Below are 26322 nucleotides of genomic sequence, written 5' to 3' on the forward strand. Positions count from 1 at the left end.
ATGGCGGTGGCCGAAAGAACGGGGTGGAGATGCGGGAGCGCGGGCTTGTTGGCCCTCGTGCTCGTTGTGACGTGCTTCATCTCGCTTGCGTGTACGCCGGCGCGCACCTGGGCCGACGATGTTGCCGCGAGTGAGAACCGGGAGGGTTCCGCTGTCGACGCGCAGGCGGGCTTCGGCCTCGAGGGGTTCACGCGCTACAACGCCGGTGCGCAGCGTCTCGTCGACGATGTCGACTTGGGCTATCGCTTTCCGGTGGCAGACGGCAGCACGGTCGTGATCGTGAACGCGCCCGAGAGCATTTGGGTGCATGTCGATGAAGCCGCCGCCGAGACGGCAGGCTTCCGAGCCGATGACGTCGAGGACGTCGAGGCGCTCATCGCCCTGATCAAACAGCTGGACGAAAGCCACGCGCATGGCGGTGCGCTGCTGGCCGACGAGCAGAAACCCTGGACGGTGACGACGCAAAACGAGGTGCTCGAGGGCGCCTACCGCTACGTGTTCCGTGCGAAGGTGGGCGAGGGCGTCTACACCTCGGTGCAGCCCGCTTATATCCCGCAGGATTCGACGCCGTCGCAGGAAGCGGCGGTTTCGGGGTTCGATTTGGGCGACGGCGCCCTATGGGTGGATAACGCCGCGCTCGTTGCCGCCGGTGACGTCGCCACGGTGGCTGCTCCTACCTGGCAAGATGAGCTCGCTGCGTTTTTCGCCGACCTCGATATGCAGCCGTTCTGGGTCTCGCTCAAGACGAGCGGTATGGCGCTTGCCGTGACCTTCGTGCTGGGACTTCTTGCTGCGTGGAGGACCGCAGGCACCTCGAGTCGGCTGAAGGGCCTGCTCGACTCGGTGTTCACGATCCCCATGGTGCTGCCGCCCACGGTCTGCGGCTTTTTGCTCCTGCTGCTGTTCGGCCAGTCCACCGCGGTGGGCCGCTGGCTCATCGACCACGGGATCGCGCTCGTGTTCACCTGGCCCGCTGCCGTGATCAGCGCCATCGTCGTGTCCTTTCCGCTCATGTACCGCACCGCGCTCGGCGCCTTCGAGGCGCTTGACGAGCAGATGCTCGACGCGGCGCGCACGCTCGGGTGGTCGGAGCGGCGCATCTTCACCGGTATCATGCTGCCGCTCGCGTGGCCGAGCATCGCGGCCGGCACCGTGCTTGCGTTCGCGCGCGCCATGGGCGAGTTCGGCTGCACGCTGTTTTTCGCCGGCAACTACGCGGGCGTGACGCAGACGATTCCCATCGCCATCTACTTCGAGTGGATGAGCGGCAATACCGACGTCGCCCTGTTCTGGGTCGTCGTTGTCATCTTGTTCAGCTTCCTCGTCATCCTCTTCATCAACCTCTATACCGCCCGCACCCTGCGCTATCGGGAGCGCGGTCTGCGCCGAGCGGGGCGCTCGCGGGGAGATGGCGCGCCGATGAAGGTGGACGGGCTTGAGGCCCATGGTGGCGATGCGGTCCGTATCGATCGCGATGCCCTGGCTGCGCTGCTGGTCGATCGCGATTCGGCACCTGTCGGCAATGAAGGGAGGTCGAGCTGATGTCGCTGTCGCTGTCGATACGGAAACGTTATCCGGGCTTCTCGCTCGACGTGGCCTTCGAGGCGGGGGAGGAGCGCATCGGCCTGCTCGGCGCCTCGGGATGCGGCAAGAGCTGCACGCTGCGCTGCATCGCCGGTGTCGATACGCCCGACGAGGGACGCATCGTCGTCGATGGCATCACCTTCTTCGACTCCGGGGCGGGTATCAATCTGACGCCTCAACAGCGAAAATGCGCGCTGCTGTTTCAAAACTACCAGCTGTTCCCGCACCTGACGGCGCTCGATAACGTCCGTGCGGGCATGGACGTCTCGATCGGGCGGGATCGGCAACGTGCCGACGCCATGAGGTTCCTGGAGATCTTCGGCGTGTCCGAGCTCGCCGGCCGCTATCCGACGCGCCTGTCCGGCGGCCAGCAGCAGCGTGTGGCGCTGGCGCGCCTGCTCGCCGCGCGGCCGCGCATCCTCATGTTTGACGAGCCGTTTTCCGCGCTCGATTCCTATCTGAAAAGCGCGCTCGAGCAGAATCTGCTCGATGTGTTTTCCGTCGTGAATCGCACCGTGCTCTACGTGAGCCACGATATCGACGAGGCCTGTCGTCTGTGCGAGCGCATCGTCGTGATGCACGACGGGCGGGTCGAGGAGATCGGCCGGCCCGACGAGCTCATGGCGCATCCGCAGTCGCTTGCGGCCCTGCGGCTGACCGGATGCAAGAACACGAGCCCTGCAATCAAGGTCGCACCCACCGTCGTGCGCGCGCTCGACTGGGGCATGACGTTCGACGTGGGTCGCGAGGTGCCCGACGACGTGGCGTACCTCGGGATCCGGGCGAGCTACTTCCATGAGGACAAGGAGCGGCCCGAAGGGGAGCGCGGCCGCAACAGCTACGATTTGCGCGTCGCGCGCGTGAGCGACTCGCGGTTCGAGCGGTTGGTGCTGCTCGATGTGCCGCGCGAGGACGCGCCGAGCCGCCTGCAGTGGCGCTTGCGCAAGATCGACGTGCCCATGGAGCGCTTGCCGCACGAGGGCGACGTGCTGCGGATGCATTTTGACGCGCGGAGGATCCATCTCGTCAGCCGCTGACAGGTGAACTGGGGCAGACATTTTTCACGTAAACACGAAATAGGGCAGACGTAATTTCGCCCGTTGTGTGAAGGCGCAGTGTCGGTGGTTTCGTTCAGATCCAGGTGCATATACCGTTCACCGAATGCCAGCTCACGATTATAGTCTGCAAAGAATGAAGTTCTGTGAGGATAATTTATCATCGTATCGCTCGTGACCGCATGACGTGAAAGGACCAGCCATGGGCGATACCGAGACGAAAGCCGACCGCTATCCGCTGCCGCGCACCTTCGAGGAGTTTAACGAGCAGCGTCGTGCCAGTTTCATCCGGGTAAAGGATTTCAAGCAGGCCGGTGGCCGCCTGGTCGGATACCTCTGCAGCTACACCCCGCTCGAGATCATCGATGCCGCCGGTGCGTCGGGCGTGGCGCTCTGCGGCACCTCCGACGAGGTCATCCCTGCCGCGGAGGCGACGCTTCCGGCGAATCTCTGCCCTCTGATCAAGTCGACCTATGGGTTCGCGTCTTCGGAAAAGTGCCCGTTCACCTTCTTCTCCGACATCATCGTCGGTGAGACGACCTGCGACGGCAAGAAGAAGATGTACGAGCTGCTCGATGAGCTCAAGCCGACGCACATCTTGCATCTGCCGCAGGGTCGCGGTCGCGCGTACGAGCGCGACGCCTGGTACGAGGAGTGCCGTCTGCTCAAGGAGCGGCTCGAGGAGCTCTACGGCATCACCATCACCGATGGCGACCTGCGCTCAGCCGTCCGCCGCCGCAACCGCATGCGTCGGGCGATGACAGCGCTCTACAACCTGCAGGCCGCCGAGCCGCCCGCGATGAGCGGCGTGGAGCTCATGAGCACGATGTTCGCCGCGACGTTCAGCTTCGATGTCGAGGAGTTCACCGTCAAGCTCGAAGCGCTTGCCGCCGAGCGCCGCGCGCAATATGAGGCAGGGGAGCGCCCCGTGCCCGCCGACGCCAAGCGCCTGCTCGTGACGGGATGTCCCATCGGCGGCGTAATCAACAAGATCGGTCGGACCATCGAGTGCAATGGCGGCGTCGTCGTGTGCGCCGACGATTGCTCGGGCGAGCGTACGCAGGCGAGCCTGATCGACGAGGAGGCGCCGGATATCCTGCGTGCCATCTCCGATCGCTATCTCGATATCAACTGCTCCGTCTTGACGCCGAATGCGGGTCGCATGGACAACACGCTCAAGATGATCGAGAAGTATCACGTCGACGGCGTCATCGAAAGCGTTCTGACCGCCTGCCACACGTTCAATGTCGAGGCGGCGCTCATGGAGCGCGCCGTCGAGGGCGCAGGGGTTCCGTATATGAAGATCGAGACCGACTACAGCGCAGGCGACCAGGGACAGATCGACACGCGTATCGGCGCGTTCATCGAGACGCTGTAGGGGTTGTTGCCGCGTGGCGCCCGGAATCGCTTTCGGGTGCCGCACGGGAAAGGCTGTAAGGACGGACTGATGGGAAGCAGGTACGGAATCGGTGTCGACATCGGGTCGACGGCGACGAAAGTCGCGGTGCTCGATAGAGATGGCGCGCTGGTGCACAGCGAGCTCATGCCAACGGGCTATTCGAGTGTCGACGCTGCCGACCGCGTCGCACATGCATTGGCTGCCGCTGGGCACGACGTAGAATCGGATGCCGTTCGGATCGTGGCGACCGGATACGGACGCATCGCCGTGCCATATGCCGATAAGGTCGTGACCGAGATCACCTGTCATGGCATCGGCGCGGCGTGCCTGTTCGGGCCGCAGGGAACCGTCGTGGATGTCGGCGGCCAGGACACCAAGGTCATCCAGTTGAAAGGCGGGCGTGTCGTCAAGTTCGCCATGAACGACAAGTGCGCCGCCGGAACGGGCAGGTTCCTCGAGATCATGGCGGACCGTCTCGGCGTGTCGCAGGAGGAGATGGCCCGCTTGGCCCGTGGGGGCGCCGAGACCAAGATCTCGAGCATGTGCACGGTGTTTGCCGAGTCCGAGGTGATCTCGCTGGTCGGTCGCGGCGTGCCGCGCGCCGATATCGCGCGCGGGGTTGTCGATTCCGTGGTCGCCCGCGTCGCAGCGCTTGCCGGGCAGTCGCCCACGGGTCCGTTTTTCCTGACCGGTGGGCTGTGCGACAACGCGTTCGTGGTCGAGCGGCTTTCGGACGCGCTCGGTGCCCCCGTGACGACGTGTCCTGAGGCGCGCTACGCCGGCGCCCTCGGCGCCGCCGAGCGGGCGCTTGCCCTGTGAAATCGCGTCAGACGTATTTTCACCTGCCCCGTTATGCTACGATGCCGTGATGTTGTTCAAACAAGTCGCGGTTCGGAGGCGTCGTGCCAGTGGGTCTTCTTCCCATCATCTATCTTGCGTTCATAGCCCTCGGGCTTCCCGATTCGGCGATCGGGTCGGCGTGGCCGACGATGGCGCCTGCGCTGGGAGCCGGTCTCTCATGGGTCGGTGCCGTCAGCATGATCATCTCGGCGGGAACGATCGCGTCGAGCTTGATGTCGGTGCGCGTGGTCGATCGGTTCGGCACGGGCCGCGTGACGGCGGCGAGTGTGCTGCTGACCGCCGCCGCCCTGATGGGCTTTTCGCTCTCCGGCGAGTTCTGGCAGCTGTGCCTCTGGGCGATTCCCTACGGTCTGGGGGCCGGTGCGGTCGACGCGGCGCTCAACGCATATGTGGCGGTGCACTATAAGTCGCAGCACATGAGCTGGCTTCATTGCATGTGGGGTGTCGGCGCGAGCGGCGGTCCGGTCATCATGTCGATGTGCCTTGGAATCGGTTCGTGGAACGACGGCTTCCGTGCGCTCGGTATCGCGCAACTCGTGATCGTCGCGGTGCTGACGCTGTCGCTGCCGCTGTGGAAGGATCGCAAACTCCCGCATGCGGCGGGTACCGATGGGCAGCGGGGGAAGGTACGGCGTACGCGTCGCGAGCTGCTCGGTGTGCGCGGGGTCGTGCCGGTACTCATCTGCTTTTTCTGCTACTGCTCCGTCGAGGGGACGTGCGGCAACTGGGCGGCGACCTATTGCGCGCTCGCAGGCGGCATCTCGGCGAGTACGGCCGCGAGCTGGGCGTCTTTGTTCTACATCGGCATCACGGTCGGGCGCGGGGTGAGCGGCTTTCTGACCATGCGCCTGAAAGACGAGCAGATGATCCGCCTCGGTCAGGTTCTGATCGCCGCGGGCGTCGTGGTGATGCTCGTGCCCGGCTTGCGCCATCTGCTGCCCGCGGCGCTCGTACTGATCGGTTCGGGCTGCGCGCCCATCTACCCGTCGATCATCCATGCGACGCCCAAGCGCTTCGGCGAGGATGTCGCGTTGGAGCTGACCGGCATGCAGATGGCGATCGCCTATATCGGCTACCTGGTGGCGTCGCCCGCGTTCGGCGTGCTCGCCCAGGTGGTCTCGGTAAAGCTTTACCCGATCTACCTCGGCGTGTTTCTGCTCGCCATGATCGTCGCCGCCGAATGGACGAACCGTGTGACCCGACGCGCATAACCAATATCTCGATAAGCAAGCAGGCCAGATGCTTTACGCGTCTGGCCTGCGTTTCGTGTGGAGCGGGCGACGGGAATCGAACCCGCGTCATCAGCTTGGAAGGCTGGGGTTCTACCATTGAACTACGCCCGCAGATATGGTCGGGACGACAGGATTCGAACCTGCGACATCCTGCTCCCAAAGCAGGCGCGCTACCAAACTGCGCCACGTCCCGAAGGTGTTGAGCAGCCAGCGGTCTTCGACCTGTGCTAGTCCCAAGGCTTCCAAAGTATAGGGCAGGTCCCGAATCGCGGCAACCGCTATACACGAGGATGACAAAAGTTCCGTGTGTGAGCTTCCGAACGGTTGGGTCTGCGCGCTACACCCCGTTGTTCAGAATGCGTATAGTAGGAGCATCGCGCGGCCGGGCACGCCGGCCGGCGTACGGGAGAGAGGCGATGGTATGACTACGGATAAGACGACGGCGCATCCGACGACCGAGTGCTTGGCACCCGCCGATATCGAGGCCAAGGCGGAGGCGGCGGCAATCGGTAAGGCGGGCCTTCCTGTCGCGAAAACCTTCGTGCTCGCGATGTTCGCCGGCGCCTTCATCGCCTTCGGCGGCCTGTTCTTCACGGTGTTCCTCTCCGATGCCTCCCTGTCGTGGGGACCGCAGCGCGTCGTGGGCGGTCTGTGCTTCTGTCTGGGGCTCGTGCTCGTGCTCCTGTGCGGGGCGGAGCTGTTCACCGGCAACTCGCTTATGGTCTGCGCCCTCGCCTCGAAGCGCATCGGCGTGCGCGGCCTGCTTCGCAACTGGGCCATCGTGTGGCTCGGTAACTTCGCGGGGTCGCTGCTCGTCGTGGCGCTCGTGTATGCGGCGAAGATCTATCAGCTGAACGGCGAGGCCGTCGCGACGACGATGGTGTCGCTCGCGGCGGGCAAGGTCACGCCCGACTGGCTGACGCTGTTCTCGCGCGGCGTGCTGTGCAACGTCTTCGTGTGCCTCGCGGTCTGGATCGGCTTTGCGGGCAAGACCGTGGTCGACAAGGTGGTCGGCATCCTGCTGCCCATCTCGGCGTTCGTGGCGTGCGGCTTCGAGCACTGCGTCGCCAACATGTTCTTCCTGCCGATGGGGGCGTGCATGGTCGCGAACGGCTACGGCGAGGCCATTCCGGGGGCGGCGTCGCTCGACATCGCGGGCATCGCGGGCAACCTCATCCCGGTGACGCTTGGCAACGTCGTGGGCGGCGCCGTGCTCGTGGCGCTCGGCTATTGGTTCGCCTACGGCCGCCGGGCGTAACGCCGACATCCCGCCGGTGTCCGATCGCCGATTCGCACGCTATTATCCTTGCAAAGGAATAAATAGATAATAAAATCTCATCAGGACTGCCGCATTCACGTTCGAAAGGATGCTGTCGATGATTGAGATCAATTCGTTTGGCGAAACCTGTCCCAAGCCCGTCATTCGCGCCATGAAGGCGCTGCAGGACCCCGCGGCGAAGGGGTGCGTGCGGGTGCTGGTGGACAACACCGTTGCGGTCGAGAACCTCAAGCGCCTCGCCGCCAGCAAGCAGGGCAGCGCGTCCGTCGATGCGATCGAGGGCGGATGGGCGGTCACGATCGCCGGCGTTTCGGCGGAGGCGGCCGAGAACCCCGAGGGCGATGACGCCGCGCTCGCGCAGGCGGGAATCGCCTGCCCGGTGCCCGATGCGCCCTCGGCACAGCGGCCCGTCACCGTGTTCGTCGGATCGAAGGCGCTCGGACAGGGTGCACCCGAGCTCGGCAACATCCTCATCAAGGGCCTGGTCTACGCCATGTCGCAGGCCGAGGTTCCCCCGCACCGCATCGTGTTTTTCAACGACGGTGCCGCGCTCACCTGCGAGGGCTCCGAGCTCGTCGAAGACGTTCGCGAGCTCGAGCGCCGTGGCTGCGAGGTGCTCACCTGCGGCACCTGCCTGGATTTCCATGGCCTGCGCGACAAGCTCGCCGTGGGCGGCGTGACCAACCTGTACGCGATTTCGGAGTTCGTGCTCGGCCCCGACAAGATCGTGACGCTCTAGAACCGTCGCCCACACGACATGCGAGCCTTCGGCAGGGAGCTTCCATGATCTATCTCAACAACGCCGCAACGACGATTCGAAAGCCCCCGGCGGTCGCCGAAGCCGTGCTTGCCGCCATGGCGGGGGCGGGCAGCTGCTCGCGCGGGGCATCGTCCGACGACCTCGCGGCCGCCCGCTCGGTCGCAGGTGCCCGCGTGCGGCTCGCGCGGCTGATCGGCTTCGACCATCCGGAGCGCGTCATCTTCACCCAGAACGCGACGATGGCCTTAAACACCGCGATCTTCGGCCTGCTGCGCCCCGGCGACCACGTCATCACGACCGACTTCGAGCATAACTCGGTGCTGCGCCCGCTTCACGAGCTCGAGCGACGCGGGGCCATCGAGGTGAGCTATCTGCCCGCCGGCCGCGACGGGCGGCTTCATATGGAGGCGCTTGAAGGCCTGTTCAGGCCGACGACCCGTGCGGTCGTCGCCACGCACGCCTCCAACCTGACCGGCGCGGTCACGGATGCTCCGGCGCTCGCCGCCGCGGCGCACGGACACGGGGCGCTGCTCGTGCTCGACGCCTCCCAGACGCTCGGTGCGTATCCGCTCGACATGGCCGGTATCGGGGCTGACATCGTCTGCTTCACCGGGCATAAGGCCCTCATGGGTCCGCAGGGCACCGGTGGGCTCGCCGTGTCGCCGGAAGTCGAGCTCACGCCGCTTGTCCACGGGGGGACGGGCGTCAAGAGCGCCGACCCCTTCCAGCCGGAAAGCTATCCGGAGCACCTGGAGGCGGGCACGATGAACGCGCACGGCCTCGCGGGGCTTGACGCCGCCATGGCGTTTCTGCTGGACGTGGGCATCGAGCGCGTCGAGGAGCATGAGCGCACCCTGCGCGAGCGTTTCGTCGCGGGCGTGCGCGACCTGTCCGGCGTCACCGTGTACGGTCTTTCGGACGGGCATGCGCACACCGGTGCGGTCGCGCTCAATCTTGTGGGTATCGACTCGTCGAGCCTGGCGGACCGGCTCGCCCAGGAGTACGACATCGCGACCCGCGCGGGCCTTCACTGCGCCCCGCGCATGCACGCCGCCCTGGGCACGCTCGAGCGCGGCGCGGTCCGCGTCTCGTTCGGCTGGTACACGACGGTCGACGAGGTGGATGCGGCAGCCTCGGCGGTATCCGAGATCGCCGGCGAGCTCTCGTCGCGCGGATAGGGGGCGCATCGTCATGGTTCGCGAGAAGAGCGAGCGCTTCGTCGTCTCGTTTGCAAGCACGTTCGATGCGATGGAGGCCGAGCGCTTGTGCGGCGAGGCGCGTCTGGAAGGGCGCATCATACCCCTGCCCGTCGAGATCGATTCGGAATGCGGGCTGGCGTGGTCCATGCCCGCATCCGACGAGGCGCTGCAGGCGTTTCACGCCGCGGTCGAGGGGCATCTCGTTCCCGAAGGCGTCTATCGCCTGATGCTGTAGGGTACACGGGCGCGTTGCGCGCCACGCGATCGAAGGAGGTCCAGTTCCATGGAGACGAAGGTGAAGCTCACCAAGCTCGCCGAATGCGCGGGATGCGGGGCGAAGGTCGGCGCCGGCGAGCTTGCCCAGCTGTTCGAGGGGTTTCCCCAGGTGCGCGATCCCAACCTGCTCGTCGGCTTCGACCATGCCGACGATGCCGCCGTCTACCGCCTGCGCGACGACCTCGCGATCGTCCAGACGCTCGACTTCTTCCCGCCGATTGCCGACGATCCGTTCACCTTCGGTCAGATCGCGGCCGCCAACGCCCTGTCGGATATCTACGCGATGGGCGCGACGCCCATCACCGCCCTGAACATCATGGCCGTGCCCGAGGACATGCCCAAAGACGCCGTCCGCGAGATTCTGCGTGGCGGCGCCACGAAGGTTGCCGAGGCGGGCGCCATCGTGGCGGGCGGCCACAGCATCTACGACCCCGAGCCCAAGTACGGGCTGTCGGTGACGGGCGTGATCGACCCCGAGCGCCTGCTTCGCAACGACACGGCGCACCCCGGTGACGTGCTCATCTACACCAAGCCCGTGGGCATCGGCGTTCTGACCACGGCGCTCAAGGGAGGCCTGGCGGGGGAGGACGAGCGCGCGCTCGTCGAGGGCATCATGGCGACGCTCAACCGCACCGCCGCCGAGGCGGCCCGTCCATATCGCGTGCACGCCTGCACCGATATCACCGGGTTTGCGGTGCTCGGCCACGCGCTTGAGTTCGCGCAGGGGTCCGATACCAGGATTGAGCTGCATGCCGATGCCTTCGAGTTTCTGCCCGGCGTGCTGGACTATGCCGCCATGGGCATCCTGCCCGCGGGCGTCTACCGCAACCGGCGTTTCGCCGAGGCCGAGGTGGACATCGACGTAGCCGTCCCCCTCGCCGTCGCTGATGTGCTGTTCGATCCCCAGACGTCGGGCGGCCTGCTGTTCGCCGTCGACCCCGATGATGTCGACGCGCTCGAGCGCGCGCTCGTCGCGGCGGGTCCCGCCGTGCCGTCCGTACAGCGTATCGGGGAGGTTCATCCCTATGAGGGCGGAGCGCGCGTTCGGGTGCGGCGCGGCCGCTAGCCCCCAAACCATAAGCAGCCAAGCGCCAAGCGTGGTGGATGACGGGCGCGAGCGACCATGCCGGCGTTTCGCGCGTGAAAACCGGTACCGCACGATAGGCGCTGCAGCGATGTTGCGCGCGCCACGCCGCATGCGCTCCTGCCTGTAACGCAGGGAAACACGCATGAAACGTTTTAGCAACACCGCCGCAAACGTATGGGGCGTGAGCTGCCAAAACGTTATCGAACAGAAATCCTCCATACACTTTGTTGAAATAAAGCGCTCTTCCTGCGTAGTAGTATGGGTGCGCATTCCAGAAGACAGTACAGGGGAGGACTACCATGACGTATTCCGAGAGGGTCATCGCCGAGCTGCGCGAGCGCTATGCCGACCAGCCCGAGTTCCTGCAGGCTGCCACCGAGGTCCTCGAGACCATTCAGCCCGCGCTCGATGCGCACCCCGAGTTCGAGGAGCAGGCGCTGCTCGAGCGCATCGTCGAGCCGGAGCGCGTGATCATGTTCCGCGTGCCGTGGGTCGATGACGAGGGCAAGGTCCAGGTCAACCGCGGCTACCGCGTCGAGTTCAACTCGGCGATCGGCCCCTACAAGGGCGGCCTGCGCTTCAATCCCACGGTGACGCTCGGCATGCTCAAGTTCCTCGGCTTCGAGCAGATCTTCAAAAACGCGCTCACGACGCTGCCCATGGGCGGTGGCAAGGGCGGCTCGGACTTCGACCCCAAGGGCAAGTCCAACCGCGAGGTCATGGCGTTTTGCCAGAGCTTCATGACCGAGCTCTCGCGCCACATCGGCCCCAATACCGACGTTCCCGCCGGCGATCTTGGCGTGGGCGGCCGCGAGATCGGCTATATGTTCGGCCAGTACAAGCGCCTGCGCAACGAGTGGAACGGCGTGCTCACCGGCAAGGGCCTCACCTTCGGCGGCTCGCTCGCACGCACCGAGGCGACCGGCTACGGTCTTGTGTACTTCGTCGACGAGTACCTGAAGAGCCGCGGCGACTCGTTCGAGGGCAAGAAGGTCGTCGTGCACGGTTCCGGCAACGTCGCGATCTATGCGATCCAGAAGGTCTCGCAGCTGGGCGGAACGGTCATCGCCGCCTCCGACACCAAGGGCTGGGTTGAGGATCCCGACGGCATCGACTACCAGGTGCTCGAGGACATCTACAACCAGAAGCGCTCCGGCCACGACAAGGGCGTGAGCCTCGCGATGTATGTCGACAAGCGCCCGAACGCCGTCTGGCACGCCGAGGATGGCCGCGGCGTGTGGCAGCTTCCCTGCGACATCGCGCTGCCCTGCGCCCGTGAGAACACCCTGACGCTCGAGGATGCCCAGGCGCTCGTCGCGGGCGGCTGCAAGGTCGTGGGCGAGGGCGCCAACATGCCCACCACGCCCGATGCGACCGTCTACCTGCAGGAGAACGGCGTCGCCTTCATGCCCGGCAAGGCCGCGAACGCCGGCGGCGTGCTCGTCTCCGGCCTCGAGATGAGCCAGAACGCCGAGCACCTCTCCTGGACGTTCGAGGAGGTCGACGGCAAGCTTGAGGCGCTCATGCGCGGCATGTTCCACAACGTGGACGACACGGCGCGCGCTTACGGGCACGAGGGCGACTTCGTGACCGGTGCGAACATCGCCGGCTTCCTGAAGGTCGCCAACGCGATGATGGCCCAGGGCATCTGCTAGGACGCCATTTCACGGACCACCCCTTCGAAGGCCCCGCACGCCCCGTTGCGTGCGGGGCCTTCCTGTGGATATATGAGCCCGGTATGGGGGACGGATGCAGAAGAAGCGCTGCTCCGGTACACTGAGGATTCCGGCAAAGAATCGACCCGCCTTGAGGATGGGGGAGGAATGCTCAGATTCGGAAGATTTGTTCGGGCGGCAAACGTTGCCGACGCGCTGGAGGTGCTCAAGTTTCGCAAGGGCGCCCAGGTGCTCGGCGGAGGCATGTGGATGCGCCTGTCCGACCGAACGGTTCCCTGCGTGATCGATCTGTCCGACTGCGGACTCGACAAGATCGAGGAGACCGATGACGAGTTTCGCATCGGCGCCTACGTCACCCTGCGCCAGCTCGAGTGCGACGCCGCGCTCAACGTCGCGACGGGCAACGTGCTCAACGCTGCCGTCCGCGACATCGTGGGCGTGCAGTTCCGCCAGCTCGCAACCGTCGGCGGCAGCGTGTTCGGTCGCTTTGGCTTCTCCGACGTCATCTGCGCGCTGCTCGCGCTCGACGCCGAGGTCGAGCTCGCCGAGGCGGGGCGCGTCCCGCTCACGCAGTTCGTCGACATGCCCTACGAGCTCGACATCCTGACGCACATCGTGATTCGCAAGCACGATTACCGTGCCTCCTACCGCTGCGTCCGCAAGGCCGCCACCGACTTCGCGACCATCAACGCCTGCGCCGCGTACTGGGACGGCGACTGGCATGTTTCGGTGGGCGCGCGACCGGCGAAGGCCCGCCTGCTTATCGGGGCCGACTTGGGGCTCGCGCCCACTGCTCCTGCGCCCGCCGAGCTCGCGAGCGCCGTCGAGGCGGTGCGCTCGCTGAAGTACAGTTCCAATCTGTGGGGCTCTGAGCGCTATCGCCGTCATCTCGCCGGCGTGCTCGCCGCCCGCGCCATCGTCGACGCGGCTCGGTACGATTCGCCCGAAGCCCTGGAGGCCGCTCGGGCCGTTTGCGCCGGTGAGGAGGCGATTGCATGAGCGAGAAGCTGATGGACGTGAGCGTCGTCCTGAACGGCAAGAAGATCATCGCAAGCGTGGCGCCCGATATGTCGCTGCTTTCGTTCGTGCGCGACCGGGGCTGCAAGTCCGTCAAGTGCGCGTGCGAGACCACGAACTGCGGCCTGTGCACGGTGTGGCTCGATGGGCGCGCGGTGCTGTCCTGCGCCGTACCCATGATGCGCGCGAACGGCCACGAGGTCACCACCCTCGAGGGCCTGCAGGCCGAGTCCGCCGATTTCGCCCGCTGCATGGCCGAGGAGGGTGCGGAGCAGTGCGGCTTCTGCTCGCCCGGCCTCATCATGAACGTGCTCGCCATGGAGCGCGAGATCCGCGACCGCGCGGTCGCGCAGGGCGTCGAGCCCGCGATGCCCTCCGATGAGGACATGGATTCCTATCTGGCCGGCAACCTGTGTCGCTGCACCGGCTACACGAGCCAGCGCCGCGCCATCCGCCGCTATATGGCGAGCCGTTTCGCCGCTGCCGGCGAGGCTTCCGCGGCGGCTGGAAAGGGGGAGTAGCCCATGAGCATGATCGTTACCCGCGAGAGCGAGCGCGTGAACCTCGCGCACGTCGGCGCGCGCACCGTCAAGAAGGACGCCGCCGCGCTGCTCTCCGGCAAGCCCCTGTTTACCAACGACCTCGTTCCCGCCGACACGCTGACGGTGAAGATTCTCCACAGCCCGCACGCTTTCGCGCGGATTCGGGCCATCGATACGTCGCGCGCCATGAAGATCCCCGGTGTCGTCGCCGTCTACACCTACCGCGACGTGCCGAACAAGCGCTTCACGCTCGCCGGCCAAAGCTACCCCGAGGCGAGCCCCTACGACCGCCTCATCCTCGACGAGGTCGTCCGCTACGTGGGCGACGAGGTCGCCATCGTGGCCGCCGAGACCGCCGATGCGGCCGAGCGCGCCCTCAAGCTCATCAAGGTCGACTACGAGGTCATGGAGCCCGTCCTCGACTTCACCCAGGCCAAGGGCAACCCGATCGTCATCCATCCCGAGGACAACTACCACGTCAACGGCGCATGGATCAACAACGACCGCATGCGCAACGTCGTGGCCTCGGGTCTGTCCGAGCACGGCGACCTCGAAGCTGCCTTCGCCGAGTGCGACCTCGTCATCGACGAGACCTACCACACGCTCGCCGACGCGCAGGCGATGATGGAGACGTTCCGCTCCTTCGCCGAGATCGACGCCTACGGCCGCATCACGGTGACCTCCTCCACGCAGGTGCCGTTCCACGTGCGCCGCATGGTGGCCAACGCCCTCGACATACCGCAATCGCGCGTGCGCGTGGTCAAGCCACGCATCGGCGGCGGCTTCGGCGCCAAGCAAAGCGGCTGCAACGAGATCTTCTGCGCGTTCGTGACGTACATGACCGGGCGTCCCTCCAAGATCATCTACACGCGTGAGGAGACGCTCGCCTCGTCCAACTCGCGCCATGAGATGCAGATGCACGTGCGCCTGGGCGCGAAAGACGACGGTACGATCGTGGCCATCGATCTGTACACCCTGTCCAACCAGGGTGCTTATGGCGAGCACGGGCCCACGACCGTCGGCCTGTCCGGTCACAAGAGCCTGCCTCTGTACAACCGCGCCCGCGCGAGCCGCTTTGCGTTCGACGTCGTGTACTCCAACACCATGCCCGCCGGAGCCTATCGCGGCTACGGTGCGACGCAGGGCCTGTTTGCCGTGGAGTCCGCCGTCAACGAGCTGGCAGACCGGCTCGGCATGGATCCCTGCGAGCTGCGGCTGAAAAACCTCGTCACCCCCGGCGAGCGTCTGGCTCAATACGACGACAACGAGCTGTATTCCTGCACGGCCGCCGACTGCCTGCGCCGCGCGATGGAGATGATCGGCTGGGGCGACAAGCCGCTTCGCCGCGATCTGGGCGATCGCGTGCGCGGACTCGGCGTGGCGCTGTCCATGCAGGGCTCCGCGATCGCCAAGATCGATATCGGCTCGGTCGACCTGCGCGTCGAGGAGACCGGTTTCTACACGCTGTCCATCGGCGCGACCGACATGGGCACGGGCTGCGACACGATCCTGGCGCAGTTCGCGGCCGAGGCGCTGCGCTGCGACACCGACCGCATCGTGGTCCACGGCGTCGATACCGACGTGTCGCCCTTCGATACCGGGTCGTACGCGAGCGCAAGCACCTATCTGACTGGCATGGCCGTCCTGAAGGCATCCGAGAAGCTCATCGCCGAGCTGCGTGCCCGCGCCGCCGGTTTCATGGGCGTGCATGTGGACGACGTGCTGTTCGATGGCGACAACCTCCTCGCTTTCGCCCCCGGCACGCTCGAGCCGGCGTCCGGCGAGACGACCCCGGAGTTCTCGGGTATCTACGACGACGTCGAGGCCATCGCGCGCTCGTATCGTCTCGCCCAGGCCGCGCCCGACGCCGAGCCCGTGGCACAGATGTCGCTGGTCGAGCTTGCCAACAAGCTCGTCGCGGGCGGTGACGGCGATTGCCTCACGGCGCATGCCGCAGCGAGCTCGCCCACGAGCCCGCCGCCTTTCATGAGCGGTATCGCCGAGGTCGACGTCGACAAGGCGACCGGCAAGGTGACGGTGGTCGACTACGTGAGCGTGGTCGACTGCGGCACCGTGGTGAACGAGAACCTCGCCCGCGTGCAGGCGGAGGGAGGCATCGGCCAGGGCATCGGCATGGCGCTCACCGAGGACGTCCAGTACAGCGATACCGGGCGCATGCGCACCCGCTCGTTTATGACCTACAAGGTCCCGACGCGCCTCGATCTGCCCGACATCCGCGTGGAGTTTGCCCCGAGCTACGAGCCGACCGGCCCCTTCGGCGCGAAATCCATCGGCGAGGTCGTGATCAACACGCCGAGCCCCGCGATCGCGAGCGCCGTCGCTCACGCGACGGGGCACTACGTCCGCACGCTGCCGATCACCCCCGAAAAGGCTCTGTTCGGCGAGTAGCGACAAGATGGTGCCGGGTACAAACCTGGCGGGCGGCAAGATGGGGCCGGGTACAAACTTGTCGGCAAGGGGTCAAGACCCGCTTCCGGCAGGTACGGTGCGGATCGGGACCGACGGGAACCGATGAGCGCAACAGGTCCGCCCCGCTTGTCTTGGGCGGGCTTGTGCGCGTCGCGTGAGCGTGGGGAAGGGGCGAAACCTTCGCCGCGCGCACGCTGGCCACATCTGCTATCATTCCTAAGCTGTGCGCAAACTGCGGGCGTGGCGGAATTGGTAGACGCGCTGGATTTAGGTTCCAGTGGGCTTCCCGTGAAGGTTCGAGTCCTTTCGCCCGCACCATCGTGCACATCAGGTCATCTACCAAGGGCTATCGGCACCCTAACCATGCCGAAGCAGGCAAGAGGAGGAACGTTGAACATCACTTCTGACGTGAAGGACGCAAAGCTCACCGCGACGGTCACCATCCCGGCCGCCGACGTCGACGCTGCCATCAAGAAGGCCTACCGCGAGGCTGCCAAGAAGTACCGCTTCCCGGGCTTCCGTGCTGGTCATGCTCCCCGTCCCGTCATCGATAACATGCTCGGCAGCCAGGCGGTGCTCGCCCAGGCCACCGAGGACGTGCTGCGCGCCAACGAGCCGCAGGTCATCAACGAGCTCGACATCGTCCCGGTCAAGGAGGCCGACTACAGCGGTGTCGACAACATGCTCGTCGACCACGAGGACTACGTCTACACCATCGAGTTCGCGCTCCGTCCGAGCTGCGAGCTCACCTCCTACGATCCCGTCGAGATCGAGATGCCTCCCGCGGAGGTCACCGAGGGCGAGATCGACGCTCAGATCGACATGCTCCTGGGCTATCACGCGTCGTTCTCCGACGTTGAGCGTCCGGTCGCCGAGGGCGATTACGTCACCGTCGACATCGAGGACGTCAAGGGCGCCGAGGCGCTGGCGGGCGAGGGCCGCATGATCGTCGCCGGCTCCGGCAGCATCTCCGCCGCCTTCGACGAGGGCCTGATCGGCATGGCCGTCGATGAGTCCAAGGAGATCTCCTGGACGCCTGAGGGCGACGATGCCGAGGAGGTCACCGTCAAGGTCACCGTCAAGGGCATCCGCGAGCGCACCCTGCCCGAGCTCACCGACGAGTTCGCCAAGGAGTCCTTCGGCTTCGACGACGTCGCCGCCATGCGTGACGCCGTGAAGATCGAGCTCGACGCCGACAAGAGCTCCAAGCTCCCCGGCATCAAGGAGAACCGCGCCGTCGCCAAGCTCGCCGAGCGTCTCGATCTCGAGAAGGTCGACGAGGACTACGAGCAGTCCGTCTTCTCCGAGCTCGGCCAGAACTTCCTCCAGAGCCTGGCCGGCCGTGGCATGTCGCTGGACACCTGGCTGCAGATGTCCAACATGTCCACCGAGGCCTTCCTTGCCGACCTGCACCGTCAGGCCGACGACGTCGCCCGCGAGTCCCTCGCCCTCGACGCGCTCGCTCGCGAGCTCAAGGTCGAGGTCACCGATGAGGACGTCGACGCCGAGTTCGAGCGCGCTGGCGTCGAGGATCCGGCTGCGTCCAAGGCTGCCTTCATCGCCGAGGGCCGCATGCCCGCCATCCGCGACTCCATTCGTCGCTCCAAGGCTTGCGACTGGCTCGTCGAGACCGCCGTCGTGACCGAGGTTGACGAGTTCGCGAAGGCTGACGCCGAGTAGTGAAAACCGCCGCGAGGCGGGTATCATACCGGGAGACCGGATTGTGTGTTACGGTGCATCGATTGCGGGCGCAGGCCGTCCGCCGTGCACCGTAACGCTTATGTTGGAACGATAGGGACAGGAGAGTTCCATGCACAGGATCGATTCCGCGCTCGTGCCGTATGTCATCGAGCAGACGCCGCGCGGCGAGCGCAGCTACGACATCTATTCCCGCCTGCTCAACGACCGCATCATCTTCCTCGGCGAGGAGATCAACTCCGTGACCGCGAACCTGGTCATCGCGCAGCTGCTCCACCTCGAGAGCCAGGATTCCGAGAAGGACATCTCGCTGTACATCAACTCGCCCGGCGGCGAGGTGTACTCGGGTCTCGCCATCCTCGACACCATGAACTTCATCAAGCCCGACGTCTCGACCATCTGCGTGGGCATGGCCGCCTCCATGGCCGCGGTGCTGCTTGCGAGCGGTGCGCGCGGCAAGCGCTTCTGCCTGCCCAACTCCATGGTCATGATTCACCAGCCCAGCGGCGGCGTCCAGGGACAGCAGACCGAGATCGAGATCGTTGCCCGCGAGATCCAGGAGAACCGCCGCAACCTCAACCAGATCCTGGCCGACGCCACGGGCCAGCCGTTCGAGAAGGTCGAGGCCGATACCGAGCGCGACCACTACATGCGCGCCGCGGACGCCTTGGCCTACGGTCTCGTGGACCGCGTCATCACGTCCCGCTCCGAGGCTGTCAAGGGGAGTGCCGAGTAATGGCAGACACCACGTCCGATCAGATGTACTTCGGTCCCATCCACTGCTCGTTTTGCGGGAAGACCCAAGACCAGGTGCGCAAGCTCGTCAAGGGGCCGAGCAACATCTTCATCTGCGACGAGTGCGTCGCGGCCTGCTCCGAGATCCTCGAGGAGTCGCTCGCCCAGGATTTCCTGGCCGAGCAGCAGCACATGGCCTATCCTCCTGCGGGCATGGCCTATTCTGCCCCCGAGCCCGAGGCGGCGCCTGAGGCCGATGATGCGCACGTCGCCTCTCGCTTGATCACGCGCGTCCCGACGCCTCATCAGATCTATGATGAGCTGTCCGCATACGTCATGGGCCAGGAGGACGCGAAGCGCGCCATGTCGGTCGCGGTCTACAACCACTACCGCCGCGTGCTCGAGCACGAGGCGGAGCCCGATGCGGCCGATCCGGCCGGCCTCGACGACGTTGAGCTCGCCAAGAGCAACATCTTGCTGCTCGGCCCGACCGGTACGGGCAAGACGCTGCTCGCCCAGACGCTCGCGCGCATCCTCGAGGTGCCCTTCGCCATCGCGGACGCCACGGCGCTCACCGAGGCGGGCTACGTGGGCGAGGACGTCGAGAACATCCTGCTCAAGCTCATCAACGCCGCCGACGGCGACGTCGCTCGCGCGCAGATCGGCATCATCTACGTGGATGAGATCGACAAGATCGCGCGCAAGGCCGAGAACCTCTCCATCACGCGCGACGTGTCGGGCGAGGGCGTGCAGCAGGCGCTGCTGAAGATCCTCGAGGGCACGGTGGCGAGCGTGCCGCCCACCGGCGGCCGCAAGCACCCGCAGCAGGAGCTCATCCAGATCGATACCACGAACATCCTGTTCATCTGCGGCGGCGCCTTCGTGGGGCTCGATAAGATCATCTCCGACCGCGTCGGCAACAAGGGCGTCGGCTTCAACTCCGAGATCGCCGGGCCCACGAGCGCCGACGAGAACGATCTGCTCAAGCAGGTGCTCCCGCAGGACCTGAACGCGTTCGGCATGATCCCTGAGTTCATCGGCCGTACGCCGGTCATCACGCAGACCAACGCGCTTGCCGAAGACGACCTCGTGTCGATCCTCACCGAGCCGAAAAACGCGATCGTTCGCCAGTACCGCAAGATGTTCGAGCTCGAGAACTGCGACCTCGAGTTCGAGGACGAGGCGCTGCACGAGATCGCCAAGCTCGCACTTGCGCGCAAGACCGGTGCTCGCGGCCTGCGCAGCATCTGCGAGGACCTGCTGCAGCAAACCATGTTCGACCTGCCGAGCGAGGAGGGCGTGACGCGCGTCGTGGTGACCGCCGCCTCCGTGCGCGGCGAGGAGCAGCCCCGTCGCGTCTTCGACGTCGACCTCGACTAACCCGCCCGACCCGTTTTGGGATGGGGACGTTTTACGTCATTGCACGCAAAGGGCCGCTGCGTAAGTTCGCAGCGGCCCTTTGCGTGCAGGGCTGTCCTGATGATGAACGGCGAGTCCCCGCGGCGGGCTTCTATCCCGCGGGCGGCATGTGCACGGTCGGTTAATCTTGCCTGCTCGCACGGCGCGTGGGCGCTTTCGTGGTAACCTCATCTCTTGTGTATCGCAACAGAAAGGGAATTTCGCATGGAAGAGATGCCCAAGACATATGAACCGGCAGAGAACGAGCCGAAGATCCTGCAGAAGTGGCTCGATGGGGGCTACTACCAGCGCCGTCCGGGCGTGGGCGACTGCACCGTCACCATCCCGCCGCCCAATGTGACCGGCAAGCTGCATATGGGTCACGCGCTCGACGACTCCATCCAGGATGCCATCGTGCGCCAGGCGCGCATGCGCGGCCGCTCGACCCAATGGATCTTGGGTACCGACCATGCCGGTATCGCCACGCAGACCAAGGTGGACAAGAAACTCAAGGAGGAGGGCAAGAACCGCCTCGAGATGGGACGCGAGGCCTTCCTGGACGCCTGCTGGGACTGGACGCACGAGTACGGCGGCACCATCAAGGAGCAGATCAAGCGCATGGGCTGCTCGGTCGACTTCGAGCACGAGCGCTTCACCATGGATGCCGACTACGCCGAGGCGGTCCGCAAGGTCTTCTGCGACTGGTACCACGACGGCCTGATCTACCGCGGCAAGCGCATCGTCAACTGGTGCCCGTCGTGCACGACGGCCATCTCCGACGACGAGGCGGAGTACAAGGAGGAGTCCGGTCACCTGTGGCACCTGCGCTACCCGCTGACCGAGCCCGTGAACGGCCAGGAGTACATCGTCGTCGCCACCACGCGTCCCGAGACCATGCTCGGCGACACCGGTGTGGCGGTCTCGCCGAAGGACCCCGAGAAGGCCGCCTTCGTGGGCAAGACCGTGATGCTGCCCATCGTGGACCGCGAGATTCCGATTTTTGAGGACTGGCATGTCGACGCCGGCTTCGGCTCGGGCTTCGTCAAGGTCACGCCGGCGCACGACCCCAACGACTACGCCATGGGGGTCGCCCACGACCTGCCGCAGATCAACATCTTCGACGAGCACGCCGTCGTGGTCGAGGGCTATGGCGAATTTACCGGCATGACCCGCGACGAGTGCCGCGAGGCCGTCGTCGCGTGGTTCGAGGAGCACGGTTTGCTCGACCACATCGAGGAGCACGACCACTCCGTCATGCATTGCTACCGCTGCGACACCACGCTCGAGCCGTGGCTGTCCGAGCAGTGGTTCGTCGCGGTCGACAAGCTCAAGCAGCCGGCTATCGACGCCGTCGAGAGCGGCCGCGTGCGCTTCAACGCCGATCGCTGGAAGCAGTCCTACCTCACCTGGATGGAGAACCTGAAGGACTGGTGCATCTCCCGCCAGCTGTGGTGGGGCCACCGCATTCCCGTGTTCTACTGCGAGGACTGCGGCTGGGAGGACGCGCTCATGGAGGACACCGACGTGTGCCCGAAGTGCGGCGGCCGCCACGTGCATCAGGACGAGAACGTGCTCGATACCTGGTTCAGCTCGCAGCTGTGGACCTTCGCCACGCAGGGCTGGCCCCAGAACCCGGCGGCGCTCGAGGGACATCATCCCACCACGGCGCTCGTCACCGCCCGCGACATCATCGCGCTGTGGGTCGCCCGCATGATCATGAGCTCCGAGTACTTCCTGGGCGAGGAGCCGTTTTCCGACGTCGTCATCTATCCGACGATCCTCGCCAAGGACGGCAGCCGCATGTCCAAGTCCAAGGGCAACGGTGTGGACCCCATGGACCTCATGGACAAGTACGGCGCCGACGCCATGCGCTTCAACCTGCTGTCGCTGTTCACCAACAACCAGGACGTCAAGTTCGACGCCGATATCGATAAGAAGACGCATGAGTTCTTGGGCAGCCCCCGTACCGAGCAGGCGCGCGCCTTCGTCACGAAGATCTGGAACGCGAGCCGCTTCCTGCTCATGAACATGGAGGGCTACACGCCGGGCGAGCCGGTCGCCGAGACCGCCGCGGACGCTTGGATGTTCAGCCGTCTCGCCAAGACCGTGAAGGGCGTGACCGACGGCGTCGAGACCTATACCTTCGGCGATGTCGCCCGCAGTGTGCAGCAGTTCTTCTGGAACGAGGTCTGCGACTGGTACGTCGAGGTCACCAAGGCCCGCCTGAAGGACGAGGGAGCACGCCTGCAGGCGCAGCGCAACCTCATCTTCGTGCTGGACACCTCCCTGCGCCTCATGCACCCGCTCATGCCGTTCGTGACCGAGGCCATCTGGGATGCCATGCCCGCGAGCTGCCTCGACATGGACGGCGAGCGCGCGAGCGCCCTCATGGTCGCCGCATGGCCCGAGCCCGCCGATTACGAGAAGTGGGTCGACGAGCCCGCCGAGCTCGCCTTCGAGCTGACGCGCGCCGTGGTGACCGATGTGCGCTCCACGCGTGCCCGCTACCGTCTGAGCCCCAAGGAGGCGCTGCCGGTCGTGGTGTGCGCCCATAGCGATGTCGCCGCGCAGGCCATCGACGGCATGAACGGCTTTATCTGCAGCCTGGCGAACGTGAGCGAACTCACGGTTGCGGGCGAGGAGGGCTTCGCGAAGCCCGAGGCCGCCATCGCCCTTGCCGGTCCCGATTTCGATGCGTACGTGATCGTGGGCGACCTGGTGGATTTCGCCGCCGAGAAGGCGCGTATCGAGAAGGCTATCGCCAAGGACGAAAAGGAGCTCGCGAGCGCCAACAAGACGCTTTCCAACGAGGGCTTCATCGCCAAGGCGGCACCCGAGGTCGTCGCCAAGAAGCGCGAGCGCGCCGCCGAGCTCGAGGCCGAGATCGCGGCGCTGACGGCACAGCTCGCCGATTTCGCGTAAGCCGGCTGCATCGGGTTTGCCGATCTCGCCTTCCAGCTGCCGGAACGGCGGGGGTGTGCGTACCGCAGGCGTTTCGCCGCGCTGGAAGGCGCCTGTGCTGTGACGAGTCCGTGTAAGGACGGGCCCCGGGTGATGTGTGAAGACATGCATCGCCCGGGGCCTTTTGTCGCGTGATGACGCCGGCCTTCGCCGATCAGGGGCGGCGTGCGGCGCGCCGTGCCGTGTACATCGCCCGATGTCGCCATGAGTGCTACCATCTGGTTCGCCCTGATAGCCCCGATCACTCCGGATCACGAGAAACGTAGGAGCTGATATTCCATGCCAAAGCGTGCAGGAGCCTATACGGTGCCCTTCGAGGTGCCCGAGCTCGGTTTTGACGAGGCTGTCGCCCTCGCCGCCGACACCGGTCGCATCTCGGGTGATGCCGGCCCTTTGCTCGAGACCGTCATCGATATGCTCAACGAGCTCGAGCGACCCGATGAGCACTTTGATTGCCTGCAGGTCGCAGGCACCAACGGCAAGACGTCGACGACGCGTTTTGCCGCGGCCATCCTGCACGGGGAGGGCCTGCACACCGCCCTGTACACCTCGCCCCAGCTCGTGCGCTATCCGGAGCGCATGGAGATCGACGGTCGCGTCGTCTCGGATGCGGCGTTCGCCCACGGCGTCTCCGTCGCCGTCGAGGCGGGCCGGCGCGTCAACGCTGCGCGCACGGCGGCGGGCGATCTCGCGTACACCATCACACCGTTCGATCTGCTGACCGTGGCGGCGCTCGTCGTGTTCGCCGAGGCGCGCATCGATGTTGCCGTGCTCGAGGTGGGCATGGGCGGCCGCTGGGACGCGACGAGCGCGACCGATCCCGTCGCGGTCGCCATCACGGGCATCGGCTTGGACCATATGCGCATCCTAGGCGATACGCTCGAGGCCATAGCCCGAGAGAAGGCCGCCGTGATCAAGCCGGGGCGCGTCGTGGTGCTGGGGGAGGGGACGCACGAGCCGTCGGTCCAGCGCGTGATGGACGAGCGCTGCGAGGCCTGCGGCGTGCATCCGCTCGTGGCGGCCCATGAGGTCCGTGCGCTGCCCAAGCGCTTAGGCGATGCGATCGCGTTTTCGGTTCCCACCGCGCGCGCCACCTATGAGCTGCGCATTCCGAAGCCGAGCTACCAGCCGCAAAACGCTGCATGTGCCGTCTGCCTTTGCGAGGCGTATCTGGGCCGCGCGCTCGATGCCGGCCGCCTGCAGGCAAGCCTTGCCGCCTGCCCCACGCCCGGGCGCTTCGATGTGGTGCGCACCGATCCGCTCGTGCTCATCGACGCATGCCACAACCCCCAGAGCTGCGAGAACTTTGTCGCCGCACTCGACGAGATCGATTCTGACATCAGCGCGCGGCCAGTACTGCTCATCGCGGCGCTGTCCGATAAGGATGTCTCCCGCATCGTCCGCATCCTTGTTCCGGCGTTCCCGCGCATCGCTGTGACCGCCACCGCATCCGATCGCGCGCTTGCCCCGCACGAGCTTGCGACCATCGTTTCCGATGAGCTCGCGCGCGAGGGGAGGGAGGCATCCGATCTGGTCGCGGTGCACCCGACGGTCGCCGACGCGCTCGCGGCGTTTTCAGCGGCAGGCGAGCCGCTGGTCGCCGCCGGAACGATCACGCTTGCCGGCGAGGTCGCAGGGCTCGTCAGGGGCTGAACGCGTGCGCGACCGAGCGCATCCGGTCCGTCGTTTTGCAAGAAGCGAGATACCTGAAGCCTGAACCTGAGGACGCGTACATCATGGGAAGAACGAAAAAACACCAGCTCAAGGTATGCATATCGCGGGCTCGTGTAGAAATCTTCAAGTTCTACTTTAAGGTGAATGTCTGACCTATACTGGTGAGCGACGTAATGGACAGATAGGAGTCGCTTGCCTATGACGGATATCGAATCCGGATTCCGATTCTCGCGCCCCGCGCGCATCGCCTGCACGGTGGGCCTGACGCTCGCCATCGCGAGCGCCGGCGTCTGCGCACCGTTCGGCAATCGGGCGTTCGCTGCGTCTCAGCAGACCTTAGCCGAGCTTGCGAGCCTGACCGCGCAGGTGCAGGATGCCGCTGCCGCCCACGAGGAGGCCACCGCCAAGGTTGCCGAGCTCGACGGCCAGATTGACGATCTCGCCGACGAGATCATGCACATCGAGCAGGACGTCATCCCTGAGCAGCGCGACCGCGCTTCCGATGCCGCGGCCAATCTCTACAAGATGCGCCAGTCCTCGTCCAATATCGTCTCCATGCTGTTCTGCGCCGACTCGCTGTCCGATTTCATCACGCAGACCAAGTACCTCACGGCCGTCCAGGATGACAACGTCGATGCCCTGAACGACTACGAGCAGGCGCGCACGGACCTCAATGAGAAGCTCGCCAAGATCTCCGCCACGCGCGACGAGGTCGCCGAGCAGGAGAAGCGCGCCGCCGAGGCCCTCGAGCAGGTCTCCGCCGCCCGCGCCGCCCTGCAGCAGCGCGCTGCGAGCGAGGACGCCGCCGAGGCCGCTGCCGCCCGCGCTGCGGCCGCCGAGGCCGCCAAGGTCGAGCAGCAGATGAGCGGGGGATCCGATTCCGCGTCCGAACCCCAGCAGGGGAGCGCCGAGGGCGGGAATAGCTCCGACGACGCGCCGTCATCCGACGGATCGGGCAGCTCCGAGGGCGCTCAGCAGACGCCCGCGCCCGCGCCCGACCCCGATCCCGAGCCCGATTCGGGCTCCTCGAGCAACGAGAGCGGCTGGCTGTCCGGTGTCGCCTCGCATTACGGTACCGGCGACGGCTTCATGGGCGGCGTGACGGCGAGCGGCGATATCGTCACCGAGACCTCGATGGGCGTGGCCATGCTCAACGTGCCGCTCGGCACCTACGTCGAGATCCGCTACAACGGGCGTTCCGTCATCGCCGTCGTCAACGACCGCGGTCCCTATGTGCACGGCCGCGTGATCGATATGCAGCCGGCGGTCGCCCGCGCGCTCGGCTTTTTGTCCGTCGGCGTGGATACCGTGCAGTACCGGTTCCTCTAGACGACCGGCACCTCTATGGGGCCCGGGAGCCCCTCGGCAGTGAATGCGCGCCTCGCACCCTTGCGGTGCGAGGCATTTTCTTTTCAGTCGTCAAGTTCTGTCGGACAAGCGCTCCCGTACCGCGCCGTGC

General features: G+C 65.9%; 20 protein-coding genes and 3 tRNA genes. 21 read left to right on the forward strand and 2 right to left on the reverse strand.

Going from position 1 to position 26322, the window contains the following annotated elements:
- Nucleotides 1-6: 6 nt before the first annotated feature.
- The 5 genes from modB to QUW00_RS02250 all read left to right on the forward strand — a co-directional run bounded on the left by modB (nt 7) and on the right by QUW00_RS02250 (nt 6110).
- Nucleotides 7-1542: a molybdate ABC transporter permease subunit gene (gene modB, locus QUW00_RS02230; protein WP_289612771.1), complete on the forward strand. Its 1536-nt coding sequence runs from the start codon at nt 7-9 to the stop codon at nt 1540-1542.
- A complete protein-coding gene (locus tag QUW00_RS02235; RefSeq protein WP_289612772.1) occupies nt 1542-2621 on the forward strand; it encodes a sulfate/molybdate ABC transporter ATP-binding protein in 1080 nt (359 codons plus the stop codon). Before modB ends, QUW00_RS02235 begins: the two co-directional genes overlap by 1 nt.
- A gap of 220 nt (nt 2622-2841) precedes the next feature.
- Nucleotides 2842-4017, forward strand: coding sequence for a double-cubane-cluster-containing anaerobic reductase (locus tag QUW00_RS02240; RefSeq protein WP_289612773.1), 1176 nt, complete (start codon nt 2842-2844; stop codon nt 4015-4017).
- A 69-nt stretch (nt 4018-4086) separates the two neighbouring features.
- Complete coding sequence (locus QUW00_RS02245) at nt 4087-4857, forward strand: acyl-CoA dehydratase activase (protein ID WP_289612774.1); 771 nt, start codon at nt 4087-4089, stop codon at nt 4855-4857.
- Nucleotides 4858-4940: 83 nt separating this feature from the next.
- Entirely contained in the window at nt 4941-6110 is a 1170-nt protein-coding gene (locus QUW00_RS02250; protein WP_289612775.1) for an MFS transporter, read from the forward strand.
- A 58-nt stretch (nt 6111-6168) separates the two neighbouring features.
- On the opposite strand, the gene QUW00_RS02255 is transcribed toward QUW00_RS02250, so the two are convergent.
- A tRNA-Gly gene (locus QUW00_RS02255) sits at nt 6169-6242 on the reverse strand.
- Between the two features lie 5 nt (nt 6243-6247).
- Nucleotides 6248-6324 (reverse strand) — tRNA-Pro (locus QUW00_RS02260).
- A gap of 228 nt (nt 6325-6552) precedes the next feature.
- Between QUW00_RS02260 and QUW00_RS02265 the strand changes: the two genes are divergently transcribed.
- From QUW00_RS02265 to QUW00_RS02340, 16 genes are all read left to right on the forward strand, one after another.
- Nucleotides 6553-7389: a formate/nitrite transporter family protein gene (locus QUW00_RS02265; protein WP_289612776.1), complete on the forward strand. Its 837-nt coding sequence runs from the start codon at nt 6553-6555 to the stop codon at nt 7387-7389.
- Nucleotides 7390-7507: 118 nt separating this feature from the next.
- Nucleotides 7508-8149 (forward strand): sulfurtransferase-like selenium metabolism protein YedF, encoded by a 642-nt coding sequence (gene yedF / locus QUW00_RS02270; RefSeq protein WP_289612777.1) that lies wholly within the window; start codon nt 7508-7510, stop codon nt 8147-8149.
- 44 nt (nt 8150-8193) lie between these two features.
- Nucleotides 8194-9348, forward strand: coding sequence for an aminotransferase class V-fold PLP-dependent enzyme (locus tag QUW00_RS02275; RefSeq protein ID WP_289612778.1), 1155 nt, complete (start codon nt 8194-8196; stop codon nt 9346-9348).
- Nucleotides 9349-9361: 13 nt separating this feature from the next.
- A complete protein-coding gene (locus QUW00_RS02280) occupies nt 9362-9604 on the forward strand; it encodes a DUF3343 domain-containing protein (RefSeq protein ID WP_289612779.1) in 243 nt (80 codons plus the stop codon).
- Between the two features lie 48 nt (nt 9605-9652).
- The gene (selD, locus tag QUW00_RS02285; protein WP_289612780.1) at nt 9653-10711 is read left to right on the forward strand and encodes a selenide, water dikinase SelD; all 1059 of its coding nucleotides are present in this window, start codon (nt 9653-9655) and stop codon (nt 10709-10711) included.
- Nucleotides 10712-11031: 320 nt separating this feature from the next.
- A complete protein-coding gene (gene gdhA, locus QUW00_RS02290; protein ID WP_289612781.1) occupies nt 11032-12387 on the forward strand; it encodes an NADP-specific glutamate dehydrogenase in 1356 nt (451 codons plus the stop codon).
- Nucleotides 12388-12555: 168 nt separating this feature from the next.
- The gene (locus QUW00_RS02295; RefSeq protein ID WP_289612782.1) at nt 12556-13407 is read left to right on the forward strand and encodes an FAD binding domain-containing protein; all 852 of its coding nucleotides are present in this window, start codon (nt 12556-12558) and stop codon (nt 13405-13407) included.
- Nucleotides 13404-13946 carry a (2Fe-2S)-binding protein gene (locus QUW00_RS02300; protein WP_289612783.1) on the forward strand — a complete coding sequence of 181 codons (543 nt, stop codon included), beginning with the start codon at nt 13404-13406 and terminating at the stop codon, nt 13944-13946. Before QUW00_RS02295 ends, QUW00_RS02300 begins: the two co-directional genes overlap by 4 nt.
- Before the next feature lie 3 nt (nt 13947-13949).
- Nucleotides 13950-16376 (forward strand): xanthine dehydrogenase family protein molybdopterin-binding subunit, encoded by a 2427-nt coding sequence (locus QUW00_RS02305; RefSeq protein WP_289612784.1) that lies wholly within the window; start codon nt 13950-13952, stop codon nt 16374-16376.
- A 255-nt stretch (nt 16377-16631) separates the two neighbouring features.
- Nucleotides 16632-16715 (forward strand) — tRNA-Leu (locus tag QUW00_RS02310).
- 72 nt (nt 16716-16787) lie between these two features.
- Complete coding sequence (gene tig / locus QUW00_RS02315) at nt 16788-18077, forward strand: trigger factor (RefSeq protein ID WP_289612785.1); 1290 nt, start codon at nt 16788-16790, stop codon at nt 18075-18077.
- A 130-nt stretch (nt 18078-18207) separates the two neighbouring features.
- The gene (locus tag QUW00_RS02320; RefSeq protein WP_235421357.1) at nt 18208-18831 is read left to right on the forward strand and encodes an ATP-dependent Clp protease proteolytic subunit; all 624 of its coding nucleotides are present in this window, start codon (nt 18208-18210) and stop codon (nt 18829-18831) included.
- Complete coding sequence (gene clpX / locus QUW00_RS02325) at nt 18831-20210, forward strand: ATP-dependent Clp protease ATP-binding subunit ClpX (RefSeq protein WP_289612786.1); 1380 nt, start codon at nt 18831-18833, stop codon at nt 20208-20210. The genes QUW00_RS02320 and clpX overlap by 1 nt, the downstream gene beginning before the upstream one ends.
- A gap of 243 nt (nt 20211-20453) precedes the next feature.
- Nucleotides 20454-23150 (forward strand): valine--tRNA ligase, encoded by a 2697-nt coding sequence (locus QUW00_RS02330; RefSeq protein WP_289612787.1) that lies wholly within the window; start codon nt 20454-20456, stop codon nt 23148-23150.
- 318 nt (nt 23151-23468) lie between these two features.
- Nucleotides 23469-24842 (forward strand): bifunctional folylpolyglutamate synthase/dihydrofolate synthase, encoded by a 1374-nt coding sequence (locus QUW00_RS02335; protein WP_289612788.1) that lies wholly within the window; start codon nt 23469-23471, stop codon nt 24840-24842.
- A 219-nt stretch (nt 24843-25061) separates the two neighbouring features.
- Complete coding sequence (locus tag QUW00_RS02340) at nt 25062-26192, forward strand: RlpA-like double-psi beta-barrel domain-containing protein (RefSeq protein WP_289612789.1); 1131 nt, start codon at nt 25062-25064, stop codon at nt 26190-26192.
- The last annotated feature ends 130 nt before the right edge of the window (nt 26193-26322 follow it).

This window comes from Collinsella tanakaei (assembly GCF_030373545.1).
Lineage (GTDB): Bacteria > Actinomycetota > Coriobacteriia > Coriobacteriales > Coriobacteriaceae > Collinsella > Collinsella tanakaei_C.